24 protein-coding genes and 2 pseudogenes are annotated in these 24,508 nt (G+C 68.6%); 22 read left to right on the forward strand and 4 right to left on the reverse strand.

Translation table 11 applies throughout. From position 1 onward, the window contains the following. Positions 1 to 595: 595 nt before the first annotated feature. The 3 genes and pseudogenes from CSC76_RS19430 to CSC76_RS13910 form a co-directional block, all read left to right on the forward strand. Positions 596 to 3,364: pseudogene (locus CSC76_RS19430) on the forward strand (response regulator); the annotation flags it as partial. Then, a complete protein-coding gene (locus CSC76_RS13905) occupies positions 3,357 to 4,589 on the forward strand; it encodes a chemotaxis protein CheB (RefSeq protein WP_162110593.1) in 1,233 nt (410 codons plus the stop codon). The pseudogene CSC76_RS19430 and the gene CSC76_RS13905, both read left to right, overlap by 8 nt. 10 nt (positions 4,590 to 4,599) lie before the next feature. Next, positions 4,600 to 5,070 carry a chemotaxis protein CheW gene (locus CSC76_RS13910; protein ID WP_162110594.1) on the forward strand — a complete coding sequence of 157 codons (471 nt, stop codon included), beginning with the start codon at positions 4,600 to 4,602 and terminating at the stop codon, positions 5,068 to 5,070. 93 nt (positions 5,071 to 5,163) lie between these two features. Here CSC76_RS13910 and CSC76_RS13915 read toward each other — a convergent pair whose 3' ends face one another. Then, positions 5,164 to 5,895, reverse strand: coding sequence for a 16S rRNA (uracil(1498)-N(3))-methyltransferase (locus CSC76_RS13915; protein WP_162110595.1), 732 nt, complete (start codon positions 5,893 to 5,895; stop codon positions 5,164 to 5,166). Further along, entirely contained in the window at positions 5,886 to 7,259 is a 1,374-nt protein-coding gene (gene bioA / locus CSC76_RS13920) for an adenosylmethionine--8-amino-7-oxononanoate transaminase (RefSeq protein WP_485060007.1), read from the reverse strand. The genes CSC76_RS13915 and bioA overlap by 10 nt, the downstream gene beginning before the upstream one ends. Positions 7,260 to 7,360: 101 nt before the next feature. On the opposite strand from bioA, the gene nudE reads away from it, so the two are divergent. The 6 genes from nudE (at position 7,361) to CSC76_RS13950 (ending at position 10,880) form a co-directional block, all read left to right on the forward strand. Continuing rightward, complete coding sequence (gene nudE / locus CSC76_RS13925) at positions 7,361 to 7,909, forward strand: ADP compounds hydrolase NudE (protein WP_336187947.1); 549 nt, start codon at positions 7,361 to 7,363, stop codon at positions 7,907 to 7,909. After that, positions 7,906 to 8,742 carry a 3'(2'),5'-bisphosphate nucleotidase CysQ gene (gene cysQ / locus CSC76_RS13930; RefSeq protein ID WP_162110598.1) on the forward strand — a complete coding sequence of 279 codons (837 nt, stop codon included), beginning with the start codon at positions 7,906 to 7,908 and terminating at the stop codon, positions 8,740 to 8,742. The genes nudE and cysQ overlap by 4 nt, the downstream gene beginning before the upstream one ends. Further along, entirely contained in the window at positions 8,720 to 9,547 is an 828-nt protein-coding gene (gene mazG / locus CSC76_RS13935) for a nucleoside triphosphate pyrophosphohydrolase (protein ID WP_379605130.1), read from the forward strand. Before cysQ ends, mazG begins: the two co-directional genes overlap by 23 nt. A gap of 145 nt (positions 9,548 to 9,692) precedes the next feature. After that, positions 9,693 to 10,016, forward strand: a complete 324-nt coding sequence (locus tag CSC76_RS13940) for a YnfA family protein (protein WP_162110600.1) — start codon at positions 9,693 to 9,695, stop codon at positions 10,014 to 10,016. Positions 10,017 to 10,032: 16 nt separating this feature from the next. Next, on the forward strand, positions 10,033 to 10,335 hold the full coding sequence (locus tag CSC76_RS13945) for an Mpo1-like protein (protein ID WP_162110601.1): 303 nt from the start codon (positions 10,033 to 10,035) through the stop codon (positions 10,333 to 10,335). A gap of 47 nt (positions 10,336 to 10,382) precedes the next feature. Beyond that, the gene (locus CSC76_RS13950) at positions 10,383 to 10,880 is read left to right on the forward strand and encodes a hypothetical protein (protein ID WP_202923535.1); all 498 of its coding nucleotides are present in this window, start codon (positions 10,383 to 10,385) and stop codon (positions 10,878 to 10,880) included. Between the two features lie 27 nt (positions 10,881 to 10,907). On the opposite strand, the gene CSC76_RS13955 is transcribed toward CSC76_RS13950, so the two are convergent. Continuing rightward, positions 10,908 to 11,246, reverse strand: coding sequence for a DMT family protein (locus CSC76_RS13955; RefSeq protein WP_162110603.1), 339 nt, complete (start codon positions 11,244 to 11,246; stop codon positions 10,908 to 10,910). A gap of 129 nt (positions 11,247 to 11,375) precedes the next feature. Here CSC76_RS13955 and CSC76_RS13960 point away from each other — a divergent pair, with 129 nt between their 5' ends. The 9 genes from CSC76_RS13960 to CSC76_RS14000 all read left to right on the forward strand — a co-directional run bounded on the left by CSC76_RS13960 (position 11,376) and on the right by CSC76_RS14000 (position 20,754). Beyond that, the gene (locus CSC76_RS13960; protein ID WP_056879702.1) at positions 11,376 to 12,077 is read left to right on the forward strand and encodes a response regulator transcription factor; all 702 of its coding nucleotides are present in this window, start codon (positions 11,376 to 11,378) and stop codon (positions 12,075 to 12,077) included. Between the two features lie 49 nt (positions 12,078 to 12,126). Next, a complete protein-coding gene (locus tag CSC76_RS13965; protein WP_162110604.1) occupies positions 12,127 to 13,398 on the forward strand; it encodes a sensor histidine kinase in 1,272 nt (423 codons plus the stop codon). Positions 13,399 to 13,495: 97 nt separating this feature from the next. Further along, entirely contained in the window at positions 13,496 to 15,019 is a 1,524-nt protein-coding gene (locus CSC76_RS13970; protein WP_162110605.1) for an efflux RND transporter periplasmic adaptor subunit, read from the forward strand. 2 nt (positions 15,020 to 15,021) lie between these two features. Then, entirely contained in the window at positions 15,022 to 15,768 is a 747-nt protein-coding gene (locus tag CSC76_RS13975; protein WP_238394980.1) for an ABC transporter ATP-binding protein, read from the forward strand. Positions 15,769 to 15,865: 97 nt separating this feature from the next. Then, positions 15,866 to 17,107: an ABC transporter permease gene (locus CSC76_RS13980; protein WP_162110607.1), complete on the forward strand. Its 1,242-nt coding sequence runs from the start codon at positions 15,866 to 15,868 to the stop codon at positions 17,105 to 17,107. 45 nt (positions 17,108 to 17,152) lie between these two features. After that, positions 17,153 to 18,109 carry an isoaspartyl peptidase/L-asparaginase family protein gene (locus CSC76_RS13985; protein ID WP_162110608.1) on the forward strand — a complete coding sequence of 319 codons (957 nt, stop codon included), beginning with the start codon at positions 17,153 to 17,155 and terminating at the stop codon, positions 18,107 to 18,109. Next, the gene (locus tag CSC76_RS13990; RefSeq protein ID WP_162110609.1) at positions 18,110 to 18,805 is read left to right on the forward strand and encodes an RNA polymerase sigma factor; all 696 of its coding nucleotides are present in this window, start codon (positions 18,110 to 18,112) and stop codon (positions 18,803 to 18,805) included. It begins immediately after the preceding gene. Continuing rightward, positions 18,802 to 19,179 carry a VOC family protein gene (locus CSC76_RS13995; RefSeq protein WP_162110610.1) on the forward strand — a complete coding sequence of 126 codons (378 nt, stop codon included), beginning with the start codon at positions 18,802 to 18,804 and terminating at the stop codon, positions 19,177 to 19,179. The genes CSC76_RS13990 and CSC76_RS13995 overlap by 4 nt, the downstream gene beginning before the upstream one ends. Before the next feature lie 204 nt (positions 19,180 to 19,383). Beyond that, a complete protein-coding gene (locus tag CSC76_RS14000; RefSeq protein ID WP_202923536.1) occupies positions 19,384 to 20,754 on the forward strand; it encodes a S8 family serine peptidase in 1,371 nt (456 codons plus the stop codon). Between the two features lie 69 nt (positions 20,755 to 20,823). On the opposite strand, the gene CSC76_RS14005 is transcribed toward CSC76_RS14000, so the two are convergent. Beyond that, entirely contained in the window at positions 20,824 to 21,504 is a 681-nt protein-coding gene (locus CSC76_RS14005) for an SGNH/GDSL hydrolase family protein (protein WP_379605217.1), read from the reverse strand. 267 nt (positions 21,505 to 21,771) lie between these two features. Here CSC76_RS14005 and CSC76_RS14010 point away from each other — a divergent pair, with 267 nt between their 5' ends. From CSC76_RS14010 to CSC76_RS14025, 4 genes and pseudogenes are all read left to right on the forward strand, one after another. Then, complete coding sequence (locus tag CSC76_RS14010) at positions 21,772 to 22,152, forward strand: diacylglycerol kinase (protein WP_162110611.1); 381 nt, start codon at positions 21,772 to 21,774, stop codon at positions 22,150 to 22,152. Positions 22,153 to 22,181: 29 nt separating this feature from the next. Then, positions 22,182 to 22,916, forward strand: a complete 735-nt coding sequence (locus tag CSC76_RS14015) for a TerC family protein (protein ID WP_162110612.1) — start codon at positions 22,182 to 22,184, stop codon at positions 22,914 to 22,916. A 158-nt stretch (positions 22,917 to 23,074) separates the two neighbouring features. Beyond that, the gene (locus CSC76_RS14020) at positions 23,075 to 23,716 is read left to right on the forward strand and encodes a LemA family protein (RefSeq protein WP_162110613.1); all 642 of its coding nucleotides are present in this window, start codon (positions 23,075 to 23,077) and stop codon (positions 23,714 to 23,716) included. A gap of 18 nt (positions 23,717 to 23,734) precedes the next feature. Next, positions 23,735 to 24,454 (forward strand): annotated as a pseudogene (locus CSC76_RS14025) (TPM domain-containing protein); the annotation flags it as partial. Between the last annotated feature and the right edge of the window lie 54 nt (positions 24,455 to 24,508).

Genomic DNA, 24,508 nt, shown 5'->3' on the forward strand with positions numbered 1-24,508 from the left:
GCCGGTCGGGCCGTCCGACGTGGAACTGCTGGCGATGGACCTGTCGGTTTCCCTCGATACCGAGCCGGCCGAGGTGGCGGGTGGATTCGCCATCGCCGATACCGTCGATGGCGAAGGCGCCGCAGAACTCCCGACGGACGCGGGCACCGCGCTTCCGGCCGATGCGGAGGAGACCGTGTCGCGGGAGGACATCCCCGCCGACCTGCCCCAGGTCCCGGCACCCACCGACCAGAGCGTCACTTTCTACGACATCGACTACCGCATCCTGCCGCGCACGCAGGTGCCGGACGCCGAGGCGGCGGTGCCATCGAGCGAAGAGGCACAGCAGGACGAAGTGCCACCCATGGTCGACGACATTGCCGTCGACGGGGCCGATGCCGGGCCGCATGACGTGGAAGAGACCGTTTCGACTGACGCGCCCGCCCTGCAGGCGGCGGATGAAGCAGCGCGCGCGTCGGACCAGACCGCCGTCGTGGACGACGAAGTCCTGGTGGTCGATGGCGATATGCCCGCCTTCCTGAGCGAGATGGATGCCGCACCGGCGACCGGGACGGACGGGGGCGAGCAGGCGGCCGATGACGCCACGGCGCACGACGAGACTGGTGCCGTCGTGTCCGATGAGCAGATCGAAGCCGGCGCGGCCGAGCCCGCCCCGGAGCCGGAGATCGCCGAGGCCGTCGAGACGATCGAGGCCATCGAAGAAACCTCCGTCGAGGACGATGCCGTCGAGGCCATCGAAGAGGCCCCCGTCGAAGACGATGCCGTGGAAGCCATCGACACGCCTTCGTCGACGGTGGAAGACATGGCCGATGCCGATGTCGACGCATCGCCGACCGCCGACAGCCCCGCCGTGGAAGACGCTTCGTCGGAACCGGTCGAGGTCGACGAGATCGTCGAGGCCGTGGAAGTCGTCGAAGTGGTGGACGCATCCGAAGCGGAAGCTCCCGCATCGCAGGACGTCGAACCCGTTGCCTCCGTCGAAGCCGAGGAGTCTGCCGTGACCAGTGCGCCCGCCGACATGCCGGAGCCGGAGGAGGCCCTCGACCTGACCGGGCTGGACCTGGACCTGGTCGAGATCTTCATCGAGGAAGGCAACGACCTGCTCGACCACTCCGACGACCTGCTGGCCAAGCTGCGCGAGACGCCGGAAGACCGCGCGCTGGTGATCAGCCTGCAGCGCGACCTGCACACCCTGAAGGGCGGTGCGCGCATGGCCGGCATCCATGCCGTCGGCGATCTGGGCCATGCGATCGAGTCGATGCTGGAATCGATCGCCGGCCAGCGCACGGAGCTGGACCGCCGGGCGATCCAGCTGCTCGAGCGTGGCTTCGACACCCTGCATGCGCAGCTGGCGCGCGTGACTGCGCGTCGCGCCGTGACCATTCCGGACGGCATGATCGCCGAGTTCAATGCGCGCGCGCGCGGCATCGAACTGCCCGCGGCGCCGGAAGTCGCCGCGGCGGCTCCCGTGTCGATCGAGCTGGCGCCGTTGTCGGCCCCGATCGAGACCGACCTGGCCGCGCCCGTGGAGGAGGAGTTCTTCCCGATGGGCCAGCAGGAGCAGGTGCGCGTGCGCGCCGACCTGCTGGACCGGCTGGTGAACCACGCCGGCGAGGTCGCCATCTACCGCGCGCGCCTGGAGCAGCAGATGGGTGCGTTCCGCGGCGCGATGGCCGAACTGGACCGCACCAACATCCGCCTGCACGACCAGCTGCGCCGCCTGGACCTGGAAACGGAAGCGCAGATCGTGGCGCGTTACCAGCGCGAGCACGACAAGCAGGACCCGACGTTCGATCCGCTGGAACTGGACCGCTTCTCCACGCTGCAGCAGCTCAGTCGTGCGCTGGCCGAATCGGCCGCCGACATCAGCGGCCTGCAAGGCGTGCTGGACGATCTGTCGCGCCAGTACGACAGCCTGCTGCAGCAGCAGTCGCGTGTCAGCTCGGAACTGCAGGACGGCCTGATGCGCGCGCGCATGGTGCCGTTCGAAGGCATCGTGCCGCGCCTGCGCCGCGTGCTGCGCCAGGCGGCCAGCGACACGCAGAAGCAGGTGAACCTGCAGCTGTCCGGTACCCACGGCGAAATGGACCGCAACGTGCTGGAGCGCATGACCGCGCCGCTGGAGCACCTGCTGCGCAATTCGGTCGCGCATGGCCTGGAATCGCCGGAGGCGCGCCGCAAGGCGGGCAAGCCGGAGGAGGGCACCGTGCAGGTCGCGCTGCGCCGCGAAGGGTCGGAAATGGTGCTGGTCGTCTCCGACGACGGTGCCGGCCTGGACCGCGAGGCGATCCGCCGTCGCGCCGAGCAGCGCGGGCTGATCCAGCCCGGCGCCACGCTGGCCGACGCCGATCTGGACCGCCTCATCCTGGAGTCCGGCTTCAGCACCTACGACCAGGTCAGCCAGCTGGCCGGCCGTGGCGTGGGCATGGACGTGGTGTACAACGAAGTGCGCCAGCTGGGCGGCTCGCTGGACATCAGCTCCACGCCGGGCCAGGGCGCCACCTTCACCCTGCGCCTGCCGCAGACGCTGGCGGTCACCCAGGCGGTGTTCGTGCAGATCGGCGAAACCCAGTTCGCCGTGCCGGTGGCGGCGGTCAGCGGCATCGGCCGCATCAGCCACGCGCGTTTCAATGCGGGTACCGGCGCCTATCACTACGGTGGCGAGGACTATCCGCTGTACAACCTCGGCCATCTGGTGGGTCACGGCCCGGCCAAGGCCGAGGGCCAGGCCCAGGTGCCGCTGCTGCTGGTGCGCGCCGGCGACCTGCGTGCGGCCGTCGCCGTGGACCAGGTGCTGGGCAACCGCGAGATCGTGGTCAAGCCGGTCGGCCCGCAGATCGCCTCCATTCCGGGCATCTACGGTGCCACCATCACCGGCGATGGCAGCGTGGTGGTGATCCTGGACGCCGCACCGCTGGTGCGCCGCCACCTGGCGCAGCCGGCACAGCCGGCGCAGCCCACGGCGGCCGTCGAGCAGCGCCGCGTGCCGCTGGTGATGGTGGTGGACGACTCGCTGACCATGCGCAAGGTGACCAGCCGCGTGCTGGAACGCCACAACTTCGAGGTCTCGGCTGCGCGCGACGGCGTGGAAGCGCTGGAGAAGCTGGAGGAGCGCGTGCCCGACCTGATGCTGCTGGACATCGAGATGCCGCGCATGGACGGTTACGAGCTGGCCACCACGATGAAGGCCGATCCGCGCTTCAAGGACGTGCCCATCGTGATGATCACCTCGCGTACCGGCGACAAGCACCGCCAGCGCGCCTTCGACATCGGCGTGCAGCGTTACCTGGGCAAGCCGTACCAGGAGCTGGACCTGATGCGCAACGTGTACGACCTGCTGGGAATCGCCCGTGTCCGTGAGTGAAGCCAAACGCGTGGCCCTGCTGGCGCGCCCGGGCGAGGCGCGCGAGCGCCTGCGCGTGGCGCTGCACGAAGCGGGTGCCGACATCGTGCTGGAAGACGACCCCAACACCCTGGATGCGGAGGCCCTGGGCAGCAGTGCGCCCCAGGTGGTGCTGGTGGCGCTGGAGCCGGCCATCGAGGACAGCCTGGAGCGCTTCGACTGCGTCCTGCACGATCCTGCCGTCGCGGTCATCTTCGACGAGGCCGATCTGGCCGCGCGTCGACAGGGCTGGGATGCGCAGCGATGGGCGCGCCACCTGGCCGCCAAGCTGCACGGCCACCGCGATGTCCTGCCTCCCGGTCGTGAAGAGGACGTGGTCCTGCAGTTGGAACCCGGCCTGCCGGTGACGCCCGCGCAGCTGCACGAAGGCGACGGCATCGCACGGCATCTGGAGGAGGCGGCCGACCGGGCGCTGGACCTGCCGAGCGACGATTTCGCCTATACCGGCGGCCTGCAGGCGCGCCCGTCCGGCGATCAGGTCGTGGATGCCGACGACTGGCTACGCACCGCCGGCCTGGAAACGGCCCCGGCATCGTCTCCGGCCGTGCCTCCGCCGCTGCCCGAGGTGCCGTCGGTCCCGCCGCCGGTGCCGACGCCCACGTTCGACCTGTCCAGTCTGGAACTGGAACCGCTGGATGCCGGCAGTACGTCGGCGGCTGCCCGCGTGCAGGGCGCCGTGCTGGTCTTCGCCGGCATCGGCGGCCCCGATGCGGTACGCAAGCTGCTCGCCGAGCTGCCGGAGGGATTCCCCAAGCCGCTGCTGGTGCACCTGCGCCTGGATGGTGGCCGCTACGACAACCTGGTCCGGCAGATGGAGCGCGTGGCGCACATGCCGGTGGTGCTGGCCGAGGCCGGTACGCCTGCCGAAGCGGGACATATCTATGTGTTGCCCGGCGACGTCGTGCCGTTTGTGGATGCCGGCCAGGTGGCGTTCCGCCCGGGCGCGGTGATCCACACGATGATCCCGCAGCTGCCGCCCGCCGACAGTGCGGTGCTGCTGCTCAGCGGCAGCGACAGCGCGCTGGTCGATCCGGCCGCGACGCTGGGCACGCAGGGCGCGCTGGTGCTCGGCCAGTCGCAGGAAGGCTGCTACGACCCGGCCGCGCCGCGTGCGCTGGCCGCCCGTGGTGCCGACCTGGGCACCCCCGTGCAGCTGGCGCAACGCCTGACCGACCGCTGGTTCTGAGGAACACACAATGGCCCATTCCAACGACGAGATCCGCGGCGTCCTGATCCAGGCGGGCGAGCATCGCCTGCTGCTGCCCAACGCCACCGTCGCCGAGGTGCTGACCCGTGCGCCGGTCGAGCCGATCGCCGACATGCCCGACTGGCTGCCGGGCCGGATCGACTGGCACGGCTGGCCCGTGCCGCTGGTGGCGTTCGGCCGCCTGAGCGGCAATGCAAACGAGCCGGTCGCGCTGAACAGCAAGATCGTGGTGCTCAAGGCGTTGAGCGGCGACAAGGATCGCCCGTATTTCGCGCTGCTCACGCCCTCGTTCCCGCGCCTGGTGTCGGTGCCGCGCGATGGCCTGCTGGCCGACGCGACCGAGGAAGAGCTCCCGGTTGGCGTGAAGGTCCGCGTGCTGCTCGGCGACGAAGCCGCCGTGCTGCCGGACCTGGAAGTCGTCGAAACGATGATCGGCGAAGCGCTGGCCAACGCGGCCTGACGCGGTCTGCGTAGGGCGGGCTTCAGCCCGCCATCGCGGATCCTCTAGGTGAAGCGGCTTTCCACGAGATGTGCTGGCGGGCCTGGGCCCGCCCTACAGGTCGCCGAATCTCGACTGCAGCGCGGCGATGGCGGCCAGACCGGCGGTTTCCGTGCGCAGGATGCGCGGGCCAAGCCTCAGCCCGGTGAAGCCGGCCGCCGACAGGGTGTCGCGATCGCGCGGCGACCAGCCCCCTTCCGGGCCGATCGCGACCACCACCGCGCCCGTCGTGACCTGCACGGTCGCCAGTGACACGTCGCCCGTGGGGTCGAGCATCAGGCGCAGCGCATCGCTGGCGATGCCGCGCGCGGCGTCGTTGAGCGCGGTCGGTGCCGACAACCCTGGCAACCGTGCACGGCCGCTCTGTTCGCAGGCAGAGGCGATGACGCTGCGCCAATGCGCCATGCGTTTCTCGGTGCGCTCGGCGTCCAGCTTCACTTCGGTGCGCTCGGCCATGACGGGGACGATCGCAGCGACCCCCAGTTCGGTCGCCTTCTGCAGGATCAGGTCCATCTTCTCGCCACGCGCGATGCCCTGCAGCAGGGTCACATGCAGCGGGGATTCGTTGTCAACCGCCCGCGATGCCTGCAGTTCGACCACCACCTCGCGCTTGCCGATGGACGCGATGCGGCCGTCATGATCCTGGCCATCGCCGTTGAACAACACGCAGGCGTCGCCCTCGCGCAGCCGCAGCCCGCGGGCCGGGTGGTTGGCCAGGAGTTCGGGCAGGACGACGCGTGCGCCCGCCTGCAGCGGCAGCGCCACGTAACAGCGGGTCAGTCGCATGACGTGGCCTCGTCGATGGCGTGGCGGGTGACATCGGCGAGCAGCTGCAGTTGCTCCTCGTCCACGCAGTACGGGGGCATCCAATACAGCACGTCGCCCAGCGGGCGCAGCACCACGCCCCGTGCCAGCGCAGCGCGGTAGGCCTTCAGGCCCACGCGTGCGGTGGGGGGGAAGGGCGTGGCCTTGTCGCCGTCCCGGGTCAGTTCGAACGCCAGTACCATGCCGGCCTGGCGCACGTCGGCGACATGGCGGTGCGCGGCCAGCGGTTCGGCCAGCGGGGCCATTCCGCGCGCGGTAATACGGTTGCGCGCCAGGATGTCGTCGTCGCCGAAGACAGCCAGCGACGCCAGCGCGGCGGCGCAGGCCAGCGGATTGCCGGTGTAGCTGTGCGAATGCAGGAAGGCGCGTTCGCGCGAATCGTCCAGGAAGCCGTCGTAGATCGCCTGCGTGGCCAGCACCGCCGCCAACGGCATGAAACCACCGGTCAGGCCCTTCGACAGGCACAGCAGATCGGGCATCACGCCGCTTTGCTCGCTGGCGAACAGCGTGCCGGTACGGCCGAAACCCACCGCGATCTCGTCGGCGATCAGGAACGCGCCACTGGTGTCGCAGAGCTCGCGCACGCGGGTCAGGTAGTCCGGATGATGCATGCGCATGCCACCGGCGCACTGCACGCGCGGCTCGACGATCACCGCGCAGACCTCGCCGGCGTGACGGTCGAGCAATGCGGCCAGCGCATCGGCGGCGCGCGCGGCGCATTCGGCCGGCGATTCGCCCGGCTGCGCCAGGTAAGCGTCGGGCGAAGGCGCGAACAGCGCTTCGGCCAGCAGCGGCGCATACACGCGCCGGTACAGCGGGATGTCGCCCACGGCGAGCGCCCCGAGCGTTTCGCCGTGGTAGCCGTTCTCCAGCGCGATGAACTTCGTCCGACGGTGCTCGCCGCGGTTGTGGAACCAGTGGAAGGCCATCTTCAGCGCCACTTCCACACCCGCCGAGCCGTTGTCGGCGTAGAACACCTTGGACAGCGGCGCGCGACCGGGCTGCCGCGGCGCGACCGCCAGCAGGCGCTCGGCCAGTTCGACCGCGGGCGCGTGGGTGAAGCCGGCCAGCATCACCTGTTCCAGTGCCCCGGCCGGCGCGGCGATGGCGGCGCCGATGCGTGGCTCGGCATGGCCGAACAGGTTGGTCCACCAACTGCTGACCGCGTCCAGGTAACGCGTGCCGTCATGGCCGATCAGCCAGGCGCCTTCGCCGCGGGCGATCGGCACCAGCGGCAAGGTGTGCGGGTGCTCACGCATCTGGGTGCAGGGATGCCACAGCACCGACAGGTCGCGGCTACGCCAGTCGTCCGCCTCTGCTAGCATTCCCGCTTGATGATCCTGTTGTCGCATCCCCACATGATATCGGGCTCCGCCCCCTGCCGTCGTCGTGCCTCGCGCGCCGGGCGTGGATGTCGCGCCGCCCGATGAGCCGCCTTCCGATCATCCATGGCATCACCCAGCGCACCGACGGGCCGGACCGGCATGTCGAAGAGCTGGACCTGGAATTCAGCAACGGCGAGCGCCGCCGCTACCACCGGCTGCGCTCGCAGGGCCATGGCGCGGTGGTCGTGGTGCCGATGCAGGACGACGACACGGTGCTGCTGGTGCGCGAGTACGCCGCCGGCATGCACCGCTACGAACTGGGCCTGGTGAAGGGCCGCATCGATGCGGGCGAGACGCCGGAGCAGGCGGCCGACCGCGAACTGAAGGAAGAAGCCGGCTTCGGCGCGCGCCGCATCGACGTGCTGCGTGCCCTGACCCTGGCGCCCACCTACATGAGCCACCAGTCCTGGCTGGTGGTGGCAAGAGACCTGTACCCCGAGCGCCTGCCGGGGGACGAACCCGAGGAGTTGGAAGTAGTGCCCTGGAAGTTGCAAGACCTCGATCGGCTGATGCTGCGCGAGGATTTTTCGGAAGGCCGTTCGCTGGCGGCGCTGTTCATCGCCCGCGAATGGTTGAAAGAGCGGACATGAGCCGCATGACCACCGACCTGCACGAAGCCGTCATCGTCATCGCCCGCGAAGCGGGCCAGGCCATCATGGCCGTGTACGAAGGCACCTTCGACGTACAGCAGAAGACCGACGACAGCCCGCTGACCGCCGCCGACATGGCCGCCCACCAAGTGATCACCGATGGCCTGCGCCGGCTCACGCCGCAATGGCCGGTGCTGTCGGAAGAAGCCGCCGACATCCCCTGGAGCGAACGCAGCCAATGGCCGACCTACTGGCTGGTGGATCCGCTGGACGGCACCCGCGAGTTCATCAAGCGCAATGGCGAGTTCACCGTCAACATCGCGCTGATCGAGCAGAACGAACCCATCTTCGGGGTGGTGCACGCGCCGGTGACCGGCGAGACCTGGCCCGCCCGCCAGGGCCGCAATGCCTACCGCCGCGTGGGCCAGGTGGATACGCAGATCCGCACGCGCTCGCCCGCGACCGGCGCGCTGAAGGTCGCCGCCAGCCGTTCGCATCGCGATGCGCGCACCCAGGCCTTCCTGGATGCGATGGGCGGCATCGAGGAGATGTCGCTGGGATCGTCGCTGAAGTTCTGCCGCATCGCCGAGGGCGCGCTGGACGTCTACCCGCGTTTCGGCCCGACCAGCGAATGGGATACCGCCGCAGCGCAGTGCGTACTGGAAGCGGCGGGCGGCGCACTGCTGGCGCCGGATGGCCGCGCGTCCCGCTACAACCGCCGCGAGACGCTGCTCAACGGCGACTTCGTCGCGCTGGGCGACATGACGCTGCCGTGGCGGACGTGGCTGGCGCAGGCGCTGGGGGATGAACATGGACATGCCCGCATCGCCTGACGGCGGTATCGCGCGCCTTCAGGCCATCATGGCGCGCCTGCGCGATCCCGACGGGGGTTGTCCGTGGGACTTGGAGCAGGATTTCTCGACCATTGCGCCCTACACGGTCGAGGAGGCGTACGAAGTCGCCGACGCGATCGACCGCGGCGACCTGCCCGCACTGAAGGACGAACTGGGCGACCTGCTGCTGCAGGTCGTTTTCCATGCGCAGATGGCGCAGGAGAAGGGCGCTTTCGTGTTCGACGATGTCGTCACCGCCATCTGCGACAAGATGGTCCGCCGGCATCCGCACGTGTTCGGTGATGCCTCCTTTGCCGATGCCGAAGCGCAGACCGTCAACTGGGAAGCGATCAAGGCCGCCGAGCGCAAGGCCGCCGGCGAGGAGGACACCTCGGCGCTGGCAGGCGTCTCCCGGGGGCTTCCCGAATGGCAGCGCGCAGTGAAGCTGCAGTCGCGCGCGGCGCGCGTGGGTTTCGACTGGCCGGGCACCGCGCCGGTGATCGACAAGCTGCACGAGGAGATCGACGAAGTCCGCGTCGAACTCGCCGCGGCGCCGTCGCCCGAACGCGACGCACGGCTGGAGGACGAGATCGGCGACCTCCTCTTTGTGGCCGCCAACCTCGCGCGTCATGCGAAGGTAGACGTGGGCGGCGCGCTGCGCCGGGCCAACCTGAAGTTCGAGCGCCGCTTCCGCGCGATGGAGGCGCTGGCTGCCGCCGAAGGCACCACGATGGCGGCGCTGTCGCTGGAGCAGCAGGAAGCGCTGTGGGCGAGGGTGAAGCGAGAGGAGCGCGGCGGGGCGTAAGGACGCTGCCTCAACCCCGCTCCGGATCGTCATTCCCGCGACGGCGGGAACCCGTCGCACTTCCGCGCATCGCTTGTGGCCCGCCCGGGATGCCGTCATGGCCGATGGGCTGGCGGCGGGCCGGGGCCCGCCCTACGCTGTCCCCATGAAGACCCTGCTGCTGTTCCTGGTCACCGCACTGGCCGAGATCGTCGGCTGCTATCTGCCCTATCTGTGGTTGCGCAAGGGCGGCAGCGCCTGGCTGCTGGTGCCGGCCGCGGCCAGCCTGGCGCTGTTCGCCTGGCTGCTGACGCTGCACCCCACGGCTTCGGGTCGGGTCTATGCGGCCTATGGCGGTGTCTACATCACCATGGCGATCTTCTGGCTGTGGGCCGTGGACGCGGTGAAACCCACGCGCTGGGACCTGCTGGGCGCCGGCTTGTGCCTGGCCGGCATGGCGGTGATCATGTTCTCGCCACGCGCCGCCTGACCCTGTGGGAGGGGACATGAGCCGCTTCGCCAGCTTCCGCGAGTTCTATCCGTTCTATCTGGCCGAGCACAGCAACCGCACCTCGCGCAGGCTGCATTTCATCGGCAGCTGCGGCGTGCTGGCCCTGGTGGCGCTGGCCGTTGTCGAACGCAATGCCTGGTGGCTGCTCGCCGCGCTGTTCTGCGGCTATGGTTTCGCGTGGGTCGGCCACTTCTTCTTCGAAAAGAACCGCCCCGCGACCTTCAAGCACCCGTTCTATTCCTTTGCCGGCGACTGGGTGATGTTCAAGGACATCCTGACAGGGAAGATCCGGTTCTGATGGAGGATCGTCGGTATCGTCTGGGTCACCGTCAGGGGGACCGCTGGGTGGCCTATCGCCATGCCGCAACGTTCGAGGCTGGCGACAGAGTGATCGCAGGCATACCGTCAAGCGATCCAGGCGTTCTCCAGTCGTTGGTGAGCTTGCTGCGGGGGCCTTTGCGCCTGCTTTACGTGCTACACACCCCGCGCGGCGAGGCGGCAGCTGGTCGCTATGAAAGTCCTGAAATCTCCGTGGAGCAGACCAGCCTCTTCATCCGGCGGTTCTCGGACTTTCTGGCAGCCGATGGACGCTTCGATCTCTGGGTCCATTCGGCAACGGATCACGCCACCCTCGTTTGGGACCGGCACGATCAACTGTTCGGTTACGGCCCTGTCGACCTGTTCGTGTCCAGATTCCGCGAGATGGGGTTTGTCGCCGGACGTGTCGAAGTTCCGGGGCAACACGAGCACCATTACCGTGCGGAGATGGATGTGCACGCTGCCGATCTCCTGGCAGCGTTCGACTGGCGTCACAGCCCGCTGCGGCCGGAAGACGAGCAGTAGCCGTCGTTGGAGGGGCGCGTGCCCGTCCTATTCGTAGAACATCAGGAACGCCGCGCCCACGATCAGGGCGAACGCCGCGTAGTGGTTCCACTTCAGCGGCTGGCCCAGGTACCACGTGCTGAAGCCGGCGAAGACCAGCAGGGTCAGGATCTCCTGGATCGTCTTCAGCTGGACCACCGAATAGACCGCGCTGCCGATCCGGTTGGCGGGCACCATCAGCGAGTACTCGAAGAAGGCGATGCCCCAACTGGCGAGGATCGCCACCACCAGGGGCGCGGACTTGTATTTCAGGTGCCCGTACCAGGCGAAGGTCATGAAGACGTTGGAGGCCAGCAGCAGGCACAGGGGCAGGACGCGTTCGAGCATGGGGGGTCATTCGAAAAAGGGATGGCAGAGCGTAATCCCAACTGCCGGCTGAATGGAGCCTGCGTCTTCACACGGTGTCTACCGGCAGACAGGTAGTTTCACAAACCTGAAGCCTTTCAAGGAGCTGTCATGCGACACAGTCAGGAAACCGCAGGTCTGGTGCTGGTGGTGGAAGACAACCGCAACATTTCCGAGATGATCGGGGAATACCTGGAAGGACGCGGATTCGAGGTCGACTACGCCACCGACGGCCTGGACGGCTACCGCCTGGCCGTGGAGAACAGCTACGACGTGCTGGTGCTGGACCTGATGCTGCCGCGCCTGGACGGCATGGAAGTCTGCAAGCGGCTGCGCAACGAGGCGCGCAAGTCCACGCCGGTGCTGATGCTGACCGCACGCGACACCCTGGACGACAAGCTGACCGGGCTGAGTTCCGGTGCCGACGATTACCTGACCAAGCCCTTCGCGATCCAGGAACTGGAAGCCCGCCTGCGGGCGCTGATCCGCCGCGAGCGCCGCCAGGTGGGTGCCGAAGTGCTGAAGGTCGCCGATCTGGTGCTGGACCCGGTCAGCATGCGGGCCACCCGCGGCGGCACCGAGCTGATGCTGTCGCCCATAGGCCTGCGCCTGCTGACCATCCTGATGCGCGAATCGCCGCGCGTGGTGACCCGCCAGGAGATCGAACGCGAGATCTGGGGCAACGGCCTGCCGGACTCGGACACCCTGCGCAGCCACCTGTACAACCTGCGCAAGGTGATCGACAAGCCGTTCGACAAGCCGTTGCTGCACACCGTGCAGAGCGCGGGCTACCGCATCGCCGACATCGGCTGACCCGGCCGTCCGCGCGCGGCATACTCCGGCTTTCGCCCGACGGATCCCCATGCGCCACGGCCTGCCACGCAAGCTCAGGATCGCCTTCATCCTGCAGGCCGTCATGGTCAGCCTGGCCATCGTGCTGGGCGTGTACCTGATCTCCGCGGTCATCAAGCACAGCCTGATGAACACCGCGCTGCAGGAAGAAGCCGCGCACTTCTGGGAGCTGTACAGCGCCAGCACCGCACAACCCCCGCCGAACACGCACAACCTGCGCGGCTACCTGGTGGTGAAGGGTCATTCCAACCTGGTGCTGCCCGAGAACCTGCGCGACCTCCGGCCCGGCTTCCACGAACTCAAGGACGACGACCTGCTGGTGCTGGTGGACGAACAGCCCGCCGGGCGCCTGTACCTGGTGTTCCTGCGCTCGCAGGCCGAGCGGCTGGCGTTCTACTTCGGTACCGTGCCGATCATCATGACGCTGGTGGCGATCTACCTGGTGTCCTGGCTGACCTACCGCGCGTCCAAGCGGCTGGTCTCGCCGGTCAGCTGGCTGGCACGGCAGGTGGCCGAGTGGGACCCGCGTCGTCCCGACGTCAGCACCCTGGCCGCCGACCGCCTGCCCAACGACGTGCAGGGCGAGGCGCGCCAGCTGGCCGCCGCCCTGCCCGGGCTGGCGCAGCGCGTGACCGCGCATGTGGCGCGCGAGCGCGACTTCCCCCGCGACGCCAGCCACGAACTGCGCACGCCGCTGACGGTGATCCGCGTGGCCAGCGACATGGCGATGGCCGAGGATTCGCCGCCGCGGGTGGCGCGCGCCCTGCAGCGCATCCAGCGGGCGGGCCGCGACATGGAAGCGGGGATCGACGCCTTCCTCATCCTGGCCCGCGAGGCCGAGGGCGAGCCGCAGAGCGAGGATTTCGACGTGGCCGACATCGTCATGGACGAGGCCGAGAATGCGCGCGCGCTGCTGCTCAACAAGCCGGTGGACCTGGAAGTCACCCTGCATGCGCGCCCGCGGCTGCATGCGCCACCGAGGGTGTTCCAGGTGGTGGTGAGCAACCTGCTGCGCAACGCCTGTTCCTACACGGACCGTGGACGGATCGACGTGATCCTGGAGCCGGACCGGGTGATCGTGCGCGATACGGGCATCGGCATGTCGGCCGAATCGATGGTGCGGGTCTTCGAGCCCTTCTACCGTGCCGACCCCAGCCGGCCGCAGGGCAGCGGACTGGGCCTGTCCATCGTCAGCCGTCTGTGCGACCGGTTCGGCTGGAAGATCGAGCTGGACAGCGAGCTGGGACGCGGCACCACCGCGACGATCCGCTTCGTTCCGTAATCTATAGGGGAACCGACCGGCGCGCGGGGCTGTCAACGCCGCGGCCCCTGGTGCGTTACCGTCCCCCGACTCCCCACCTTCCGAGCCGACTCACTGCATGAGCCAGCCTGCCCGTTCCGCCCCGCGCAAGAAGTCCATCGTTCCGTCCCTCCTGCTCGGCATCGCCGTGGTGGCCATCCTCGGTGGAGGCGCCTGGTGGTGGACTGCCCGCAAGGGGGAAGCGGCGGACAGTGCCTACCGCACCGCCACCATCGAACGCGGCGACATCCGCGTGGCGATCTCGGCCACCGGCACGCTGAGCGCCATCTCCACGGTGACCGTCGGCAGTCAGATCTCCGGCCAGGTCACCGACGTGCTGGTCGACTACAACAGCGAGGTCAAGAAGGGTGAGGTGCTGGCCCGCATCGATCCGAGTACGTACGAGGCGCAGATCGAACAGGGCAATGCGCAGATCGCCAATGCGCAGGCCAGCCTGAAACAGGCGCAGGCCACGCTGGCGAACGCCGAACTCGATTACACGCGCAAGGCCGACCTGGGCCGGCAGAAGCTGGTCGCGCAGAGCGACGTGGACCTGGCCCGCGCCGCCCGCGACCAAGCGCGCGCGCAGGTCAACGCGGCGCAGGCATCGATCCGCCAGCAGACCGCGTCCACGCAGACCACCCGCGTCAACCTGGACCGCACGGTGATCCGTTCGCCGGTGGATGGCGTGGTGCTGACCCGCACCATCGAGCCGGGACAGACCGTGGCGGCCAGCCTGCAGGCCCCGGAGCTGTTCACCATCGCCGAGGATCTGTCGAAGATGAAGATCGAGCTGGCCGTCGACGAGGCCGACATCGGCCAGGTCAAGGTCGGACAAGCGGTGTCGTTCACCGGCGATGCGTTCGCCGACCGCCAGTTCCGCGGGCAGGTGCAGCAGGTGCGCCTGTCGGCCACCACCACCAGCAACGTGGTGACGTACCCGGTGGTGGTCAGCGTGGACAACAGCGACGGCACCCTGCTGCCGGGCCTGACCGTCAACGCCGAGATCGAGGTCAGCAAGCGCGACGACATCCTCAAGGTCTCCAACGCCGCGCTGCGCTACAAGCCGACCGGTGAGACCGCCACTGCCACCGCGGCCGCGCAGGCGCCGCAGGGCGGTCAGAACCGCGGCGGTGGCATCGGTGACGACCTGGCGCGCGTGGCCGGCAGCCTGCAGCTCAAGCCCGACCAGCAGGCCGCGTTCGATGCCGCGCTCACGGCATTGCGGGAACGTCAGGCCGCCCGGATGGCGCAGGCGCAGCAGCGTGGCGCCAGCATGTTCGGCGGCGCTCCCCGGCCGGGTGGCAATGCCAGTGGCGGCAGTGGCGCGATGCAGGCGCAGATGCGCCAGCGCATGGCCGAACGCATGCAGCAGGACTTCGCACCGTTCCGCGCCACGCTGGACGATACGCAGAAGCAGCGCTGGGATGCCGAACTGCGCGCCCTGCTGGGCGCCAAGCGCGCGCCGATCTACACCTTGGTCAACGGCAAGCCGGAAATGGTGCAGGTCCGCATCGGCGCCAGCGACGGCACCAGCACCGAGGTGTCCGGCGCGGTGAAGGAAGGCGACGTGGTGGTCGTGGGCGAGCGCGCGAAGGAATGAACATGCCGTCAGCGAATGCGGGCGACCGCGTGCCGGTCATCCAGACGCACGCGCTGGGCAAGGTCTATTCCGCGGGCACCGAGGCGGAAGTCGTCGCGCTGAAAGGCGTCGACATGCGGGTGGATCGCGGTGACTTCGTCGCCATCATGGGGCCGTCCGGCTCGGGCAAGTCCACGCTGATGAACCTGATCGGCTGCCTGGACACGCCCACCGACGGCCGCTACCTGTGCGACGGCATCGACGTGGCCACGCTGGACGCCGAACAGTTGGCGATCCTGCGCCGCGAGAAGATCGGCTTCGGGTTCCAGGGCTTCCACTTGCTGCCGCGCATGACCGCGCTGGAGAACGTGGCCATGCCGCTGGGTTATGCGCAGGTGCCGCCCGCACAGCGCACCGAACGCGCGCGCCAGGCGCTGGCCGCGGTCGGCCTGGCCGAACGCGCAGGCCACCGCCCGAACGAACTGTCCGGCGGCCAGCAACAGCGCGTGGCCATCGCACGAGCGCTGATCAACCAGCCGCCGATCCTGTTGGCCGACGAACCCACCGGTGCGCTGGACAGCAAGACGGGCGAGGAGATCCTGGCCCTGTTCAAGCGCCTGCGCGACGACGGCCACACCGTCATCCTGATCACCCACGATCCCGAAGTCGCCGCGCACGCCGACCGCATCCTGGTGATGCGCGACGGCGAACTGCATGAGGAGCCGGGATTCGGGAATCGGGAATCGGGAGTTGGAGGCGCACACCCGTGATCCGTCCGCTTTCCCTGCCGGCCTTGTTCCCGCTCATGCGACGCGGCTTTGCGTCTGCGAATCCCGATTCCCAATTCCCCACTCCCGGCCTTCTGCCATGAACTTCTCCGACATCCTGCGCACCGCGCTGCACGCGCTGCGCGGCAACTGGATGCGCAGCGCACTGACCTCGCTGGGCGTGATCATAGGCATCGCTGCCGTCATCGTCATGGTGTCGGTGGGGCAGGGCACGCAGGCCGAAATCGACAAGCTGGTCTCCGGCCTGGGCTCGCAGCGGCTGGACATCAGCCCCGGGGCGGGCCGCGGCCCGGGTGGCGGTGGCGTGCGCATGAGTTCCAGCAGCTTCTACACCCTCAAGGAGGGGGACGTGGAGGCGATCCGCAACGAGATCCCGGAAGTGCAGTACGTGGCGGGCGCACTGCGCGGCAATACCCAGATCGTGTTCGCCGAGAACAATGCATCCACCAGCTGGCAGGGCGTGCAGGCCGGTTTCTTCGACATCAACAGCTGGGTCATCGCCAACGGCGAGGGTTTCGACGCGCAGGACTACTCCAGCGCGGCCAAGGTCGTAATCCTCGGCGAGACGGTGCGGCGCACGCTGTTCGGCGAGGACAGCGGCATCGGCCAGACCGTGCGCCTGGGGCGGGTGCCGTTCACCGTGGTGGGTACGCTGGCGCCGAAGGGGCAGGGCGGCTTCGGCCAGGATCAGGACGACGTGATGATGGTGCCGCTGGAAACCGCACGTCGCCGGCTGATGGGCTCGATGGGTCTGCCGCCGGGCGCGGTGATGCAGGTGGCGCTGACCGTGGCCGACGCCAAGGACCTGAGCTACGTGCAGGGCGAAGTGGAAGCCCTGCTGCGCCAGCGGCACAAGATCAATCCGGGCGAGGAAGACGACTTCAACGTCCGCAACATTTCCGAGATCGTCGCCACCCGCACGGCCACCACCAAGCTGATGTCGTTGCTGCTGGGCGCGGTGGCCACCATCTCGCTGATCGTGGGCGGCATCGGCATCATGAACATCATGCTGGTGTCGGTGACCGAGCGCATCCGCGAGATCGGCCTGCGCATGGCGGTGGGCGCGGGGCCGGGCGACGTGCGCCGGCAGTTCCTCGCCGAAGCCATGCTGCTGTCACTGGGTGGCGGCGTGCTGGGCATCGTGATCGGCGTGGTCGGTGCGCTGCTGGTCGGGCAGTTCAGCGAACTGCCGGTGGTGTTGAACGGGCAGGTGATCGGCCTGGCGGCCGGTTTCTCCATCGCGACCGGGCTGTTCTTCGGCTACTACCCCGCGCGCAAGGCCTCGCAGCTGGATCCGATCGAGGCGCTCCGCTCGCAGTAGCGCGGAGTATGCTGGCGCCATCGGGTCCGCAGACCGGAGGGTGCCATGAGCATGCAGTCCCCGCGCCGCCCGCTCGCGCTGGTCATCCATGGCGGCGCGGGCGTGATCGACATGGCGACGCTGGGCGAAACGGCCGCGCAGCGCATCCACGCCGACCTTGGCCATGCGCTGGACGCCGGTTACGCCGTACTCGCCGCAGGGGGCGGTGCGCTGGATGCGGTGGAGGCCGCCGTGGGCGTGCTGGAGGACGCCCCCGGCTTCAATGCGGGACGCGGCGCCGGGTCCACCGCCGATGGCCGGCACGAACTCGACGCCTCGATCATGGACGGACAGCACCGGCGTGCCGGCGCGGTCGCGGGCGTCTCCAGCGTGCGCAACCCGGTGAGGCTTGCGCGGCGGGTGCTGGAAGACTCCCCGCATGTCTTCCTGATCGGGGCCGGCGCGGAGCAGTTCGCCGACCTGCACGCCGACATCGAGCGGGTGCCCAACGAATGGTTCTCCACCGAGGCGCGGCGCCAGCAGCTGATGGAGGCCCAGCGGGAGGAGCAGCAGGCCTGGCAACCCAGCCAGGATCTGCGCGGGCGCTACTTCGGCACGGTGGGCGCGGTCGCACTGGACAGCCGTGGCCACCTGGCCGCCGCCACGTCGACCGGCGGCATGACCAACAAGCGCTGGGGGCGGGTGGGCGATTCGCCGCTGATCGGCGCGGGAACCTGGGCCGATGCGCGCTGTGCCGTGTCCTGCTCGGGTTGGGGCGAGTACTACATCCGCAATGCGGTCGCGCACGACATCGCGTGCCGGGTCGCCTATCGCGGCGACCGTCTGCGCCACGCCGCCGAGGACGTGGTGCTGGGCGAGGTGCCTGCGCATGGCGGCGACGGTGGCGTGATCGCGCTGGACCGCGACGGCAATGTGGTGGTCGCGTTCAGTACGCGCGGCATGTACCGGGGCTGGATCCGGCCCGACGGCAGTCGCGGTACGGCCATCCAGCGAGACGATTGAGTGACCGACTCCGGCGGGCGTGACGGGGACCATGCGCTATCGCTGGCGACGTATCGCCGGTTGCGCGCACAGGCACTGCGCCTGTGCCGTCGCGTCGAGGATGCAGAGGATCTGGTCCAGGACACGCTGCTGGCCGCGTGCCTTGCCGGCCGGCACGATCTTCCCTGGTTGGCGGGCGTCCTCAAGCGCCAGGCCGCGCTGGCGGCGCGCAGCGGCGTGCGTCGTCGTCGTCGCGAAGCCGTGACCGCTTGGCAGGCGGGCGATGCGGAGGAAGTCGTGCCGCTACGCCCGCGTCACGACGCATCGCCCACCTGGCTGACGACGTTGCCGCCCTCGGCGCGCCGGCTGGCGGTGCTGGCGTTGCACGGCCTGTCGGCGGACGAGATCCGCTGGATCCTGCGCATCGAACCGACCGCCTTCCGCCAGCGCCTCACCCGCATCCGACGCGCGCTGGCCACGCAGTCCCCGCAGCTGCGCGCCGAGAGTCTGGCGCTGGCCTACGTGCGCGATCCGGCGCGCTCCGCCGATCTGCCGTTCGGCCTGGTCCGCCGCGCCCTCAAGGCCGCCATGCGCGTCGGCGATGGCCTGGGCACGCACGATCCGGACGGGCACCTGGTCCTGATCGACGCGGGCGCTCACACATCGCGCCTTCGCGGCAACGTAAGGACGGGAATCACACAGGAGGACATCCCATGATCAGCAACTGCAAGGTAGGCGCCATCGTGTTCTTCGTTTCCGATCTGGCCCGCTCGGTCGCGTTCTACCGCGACACGCTGGGGTTGCCGGTGGAAGCGCTGGAGGGACATGACGGACCGTGGGCGATGGGCGAAGTGGAAGGCCTGACGCTGGTGTTCATTCCACGGCCCGCACGTCCGGGCGAATCCCCGGTGGTGGTCTTCAGCCTCGACGGCGGCATCGACGATCACGCAGAAGCCCTGGCGGCCAAAGGCGTCGAAATCGTGGTGCCGGTGAGCGAATCGCCGGATGGCGGACTGTCGCTGGATTTCCTCGATCCGGACGGCAATGTGCTCAGCCTGCACCAACCGGAGGGGGCGCCACGCAGGCGCTGAATCAGGTAACGGTGCATCGCATCGCAGCGACTTCCACCGCTGCGATGCGAATCACTCTCATGGCTACCGGTGACATCGCGGATGCGTGCGTGAAGCACTGCTAATGTGAGCCATATTCGATATCTAGAACCGTTATTACAAGCTAGATTCGCTCCACTGCGCCGCTCGGCGCGGCAACCACAACACGCGGAGTCGAATCGGTCTATGAAGAAGAATCGCATGGCGGTATGGGTGGGTCTGACGCTGGTGGCCATGGGGGCGGCGCAGGCGGCCAGCGCGGGCGGCAGGCCCGACCTGGTGATCAAGGGCCTGAAGGAAGGCAAGCCCCACGCCAGCGGCGAGTTGCTGGTGAAGTACCGCGATGGCGCCGCAGCCGCCGACCGCCAGGCCGTGGTGCATGGCCTGGGTGCGCAGAAGCTGGATACCGTGCGCCGCGGCAACGGCCGCACCGGCGAGATCGCGCTGCTCAAGCTGCCCGGCAACATGGACCTGTCCGCCGCCGTGCAGGCGCTCAGCGCCGATCCGGCCGTGGAATACGCCGAGCCGAACTGGACCTATCAGCACCACGCGGTTTCCAACGACACCTATTCCACCGACGGCTCGCTGTGGGGCATGTACGGCGATGCGGGCACGCCCGCCAACGCCTATGGTTCGCAGGCGTCCGAGGCATGGGCCGCCGGGCACACCAGCTGCGGCAACGTCGTGATCGGCGTGATCGACGAAGGCATCTACTTCAACCATGAAGACCTGGCCGCCAACATCTGGACCAACCCGTACGATCCGGTCGACGGCGTGGACAACGACGGCAACGGCTACGTCGACGACGTGCGCGGTTGGGACTTCGACGGCAACAGCAACAACATCAACTCCGGCGGTGCCAACGACGACCACGGCACGCACGTGGCCGGCACCATCGCCGGCGTGGGCGGCAACGGCAAGGGCGTGGCCGGTGTGTGCTGGAGCGGCGTGAAGCTGATCAGCGGCAAGTTCCTCGGCCGCCGCGGCGGCAGCACCGCCAACGCGATCAAGGCGATCGACTACTTCACCGACCTGAAGACCCGCCATGGGCTGAACATCGTGGCGACCAACAATTCGTGGGGCGGTGGTGGTTTCTCGCAGGCGCTGCAGGACGCGATCACGCGCGCCGGAAATGCGGAGATCCTCTTCATCGCGGCCGCGGGCAATGACGCCTACGACAACGACGCGACGGCCAGCTACCCGTCCAATTACCCGAACGCGAACGTCATCGCGGTCGCGTCCACCACCAGCACCGGCGGGCTGTCCAGCTTCTCGCAATGGGGCCGGACCACGGTGGATCTGGGTGCGCCGGGTTCGGGCATCTGGTCGACGGTGCCCAAGTCGTCGAAGGGCGCGCTGGTGTCGGGATATGCCAGTTACAACGGCACGTCCATGGCCACCCCGCACGTGACCGGCGCGGCGGCACTGTACGCGTCCACCCGGCCGGGATCGACGGCGGCGCAGATCAAGGCGGCGATCCTGGATGCCACCGTGCCGACCCCGTCGCTGCAGAACAAGACGGTCACCGGTGGTCGCCTCAACGTCAGCGGCTTCTGACGCAAGGCCTCCGCGGAACGAAGAAGCCCGGCATCGCCGGGCTTCTTTTTTTCCTGCGGTCGGACGCGGCTACTGAAGATAGGGTGCGATGGCGCGCTGCCAGATGACATAGCCGGCGCGGTTCATGTGCAGGCGATCCTCGATGAACAAGGATTCGTCCGGCTGGCCGCTGGCGTCGAGCATGGGCGTGAAGATGTCGATGTAGTCCACGCCCAGGCGTTTGGCTTCCGCGGCGATCAACGTGTTCGCCACGCGCTGTACGGGCAGCAGTTGCGCGCGCGAAGGGCTGGGCTTGTTGCTGATGTACGCGATCTTCGCCTTGGGCAGATCGCGGCGCACGCGTTCGACGAAGGCGACGAAGTCGGCGCGCAGCTGCTGCGGTGTACGGCCCGCGTTGAGGTCGTTGTCGCCGGCATAGATCAGGATCTGGCGCGGTGCGTACGGCACGATGATGCGGTCCGCATACCACGTGCTGTCCCGCAGTTCCGAACCACCGAAGCCGCGGTTGATCACCGGCACGCCCGGAAAGTCCTGCGCCAGCGTGTCCCAGAAGCGGATCGACGAGCTGCCGATGAACAGCACGCCGCCGCGTGGCGGGGGTGACTGCGCATCGGCGGCCTCGAAGCGCTGCATGTCGGCTTCCCAGGCCGGGCTGGACACCTGCTCCGGGATACGTGGCGCGACGCCTGCCGTCGATGGAGACGGTGCTTCCGGCGTTGCGGGCGGCCCGCCGACGCAGGCGGCCAGCAGGGCCACCAGCGCAGTGGCGAACAGGGACGGGCGAAGGGTGTTCAGGAATGGCACGGGATAAGGCTCCTCTGGCGCGGGCGGGCCCTAGTGGAGCAGCCCGTTCCCGGGGATGCAAACCCCGCCGGCGCGGCCGGGGATCGCCTTGTGGCAAAATTGCCCCCTTGGCGCGGTGACTGTGCCAGCTTCGCCCGACACATCCTTGCGCGGGATCCGGCTTCGACCGGCCGGCAGGGCCGATGCGGGACCACTTCCGCCTTTACCCGCCCTATGGCAGACGAAACCGGACATTTCCCCCGCGGCCCGGGCCGCATCCTGAAAGCCACCGTCTGGTCCCTGCAGGGATTGCGGGCGGCCTGGATGCACGAATCCTCCTTCCGCCTGGAGGTCTACCTGCTGGTGGTCATGGCCCCGCTGGCGCTGTGGCTGGGGCAGAGCGGCCTGGAACGCGCGCTGATGATCGGTAGCTGCCTGCTGGTGCTGGCGGCCGAACTGCTGAATTCCGCCATCGAAGCGGTGATCGAGCGCTACGGCCCGGAACACCACGAACTGGCCGGCCGCGCCAAGGACATGGGCTCGGCGGCGGTGTTCGTGTTGATGATGAACGTGCTGATGTGCTGGGCGCTGATTCTCGCGCCGCGCTATCTGTGAACTCCTGATCTGAACCAAGGTACTCCCCGATGATGGAATTGCTTACCGATCCGCAGGTGTGGATCACGCTGGTCACGCTGAGTGCGATCGAGATCGTGCTGGGCATCGACAACCTGGTCTTCATCTCCATCGCGGTCAGCAAGCTGCCGCCGCACCAGCGCGAAGTCGCGCGCAAGTTCGGCATCGCCGTGGCGTGCATCACCCGCATCATGCTGCTGCTGACGCTGGCCTGGCTGGCGGGTCTGACGTCGGATCTGTTCACGCTGTTCGGCCAGGGCATTTCGGTGCGCGATCTGGTGCTGATCCTGGGCGGCGTGTTCCTGTTGGTGAAAGGCACCAAGGAGATCCTGGAGCTGGTGAAGGGCGAACCCGATTCGGAAGACGTGCACACCCGCCCTGCGGCGTCGTTCGCCGGCGTGATCGCGCAGATCGCCGTGATCGACATCGTGTTCTCGCTGGACTCGGTGATCGCGGCGGTCGGCATGGCCAATCACACGCCGGTGATGGTGGCGGCCATCCTGCTGGCCGTGGCGGTGATGCTGCTGGCGGCGCGCCCGCTGGGCCAGTTCATCGACAACAATCCCACCATCAAGATGCTGGCGCTGGCCTTCATTGTCGCGGTGGGCGCGTACCTGCTGCTGGATGGCTTCGAACTGCACATCCCGAAGGGCTACCTGTACGGTGCGATGGGCTTCTCGGCGGTGGTCGAGTGCCTGAACCTGTGGGCCAAGAAGCGCGCCAGCCTGCGCATGCTGCGCGAATAGCATCGCGTTTCCCTCCTGGTGTCGCGAAGGGCTCCCTCGGGAGCCCTTCCTTTTTCACGAAGGCCTAACGAGGCGTTTCCCGCAGCGCGTGCGAGCAGCTTGCGCCTTCATGGGCAAGGTGCTGGAATCGGCACGTCCGCCCAAGGGAGTGCCGTGCCATGCGTCAGGTGTCGCGTCTGTGGTTGCTCGTCGTGCTGGTCGCGCTGCTGTCGGGCTGCGGCTACAACGCCATCCAGCAGAAGGACGAAGCGGTGAAGGCCGGCTGGTCGGAAGTTCTGAACCAGTACAAGCGCCGTGCGGACCTGATCCCCAATCTGGTGAAGACCGTGCAGGGCTACGCCCAGCAGGAACGCCAGGTGCTGACCGACGTCACCAATGCGCGCGCGCGGGTGGGCCAGATCCAGGTGAACGCCGACGACGCCGCTTCGCTGGCGCAGTTCCAGCAGGCGCAGGGCGAATTGTCCAGTGCATTGAATCGGCTGCTGGTCGTCACCGAGAACTATCCGAACCTGAAGTCCGACCAGTCCTTCCGCGATCTGCAGGCACAGCTGGAAGGCACCGAGAACCGCATCACCGTCGCTCGCGGCCGCTACATCCAGACGGTGCAGGACTACAACACCTACATCCGCCAGTTCCCGCAGGTGATCACCGCCAAGCTCACCGGCGCCAAGGAGAAGCCGAACTTCACCGTCGAGAACGAAGCGGCGATTTCCGAGGCTCCCGCCGTCGACTTCGGCACGCCGCCGCCGGCCGCACCGCAGGCGCCCACGCCGCCGCCCGCTTCGTCCCCGGACAACTGAGCTACGGCCATCGCCGCCATGCTGCGCGCGCTGGCGTTGTGCCTGCTGCTGGTCGCTGCGCCGGCCTGGGCACAGTCGCTGGTGGCCATTCCGGCGCTGGATTCGCCGGTGGTCGATACCACCGGCACGCTGGACGCCACACAGAAGCAGCAGCTGGAGCAGCAGGCGCTGGCGCTGCAACAGCGCAAGGGCAGCCAGCTGCAGGTGCTGATCGTGCCCAGCACGCAGCCCGAGGACATCTTCGACTACACCCAGCGCGTGTTCGACCAGTGGAAGCTGGGGCGCCAGGGCGTGGACGACGCGGTGATCCTGGTGGTGGCGAAGGACGACCGGCGGGGGCGCATCCATACCGGGTACGGACTGGAAGGCGCGATTCCCGACGCCGTGGCCAACCGTGTCATCCAGGAGTACCTGGTGCCGAAGTTCCGTGCCGGCGACTATGCGGGTGGCGTCACCGACGCCACGGCCGTGCTGGTGAAGCTGATCGATGGCGAGTCGCTGCCGGCGCCCGTCAGCACGCACCGCTCGACGACAGGCGACGGTTCCGGGAGCGACTGGCTCTTCGCGCTGTTCGCCGCGTTCGTGGTGGCGACCCTGGTACGGGGCATGTTCGGCCGCGCGCCGGCCGGGCTTCGCGGCCTGCTCACCGGTGGCGCCGCGGCGGGCGTGGCGCTGCTGCTGTCGTCGCTGATTCCGGCCGGCATCGCCGGCGGTCTCGGTCCGCTGTATGGCAGGTCTTTATAAACCTCTGTCGGCGCCGACGGGCCTGCCCGTGTATACGTAGTGGTGGGT

Source organism: Pseudoxanthomonas mexicana (assembly GCF_010093385.1).
Classification (GTDB): domain Bacteria; phylum Pseudomonadota; class Gammaproteobacteria; order Xanthomonadales; family Xanthomonadaceae; genus Pseudoxanthomonas_A; species Pseudoxanthomonas_A mexicana.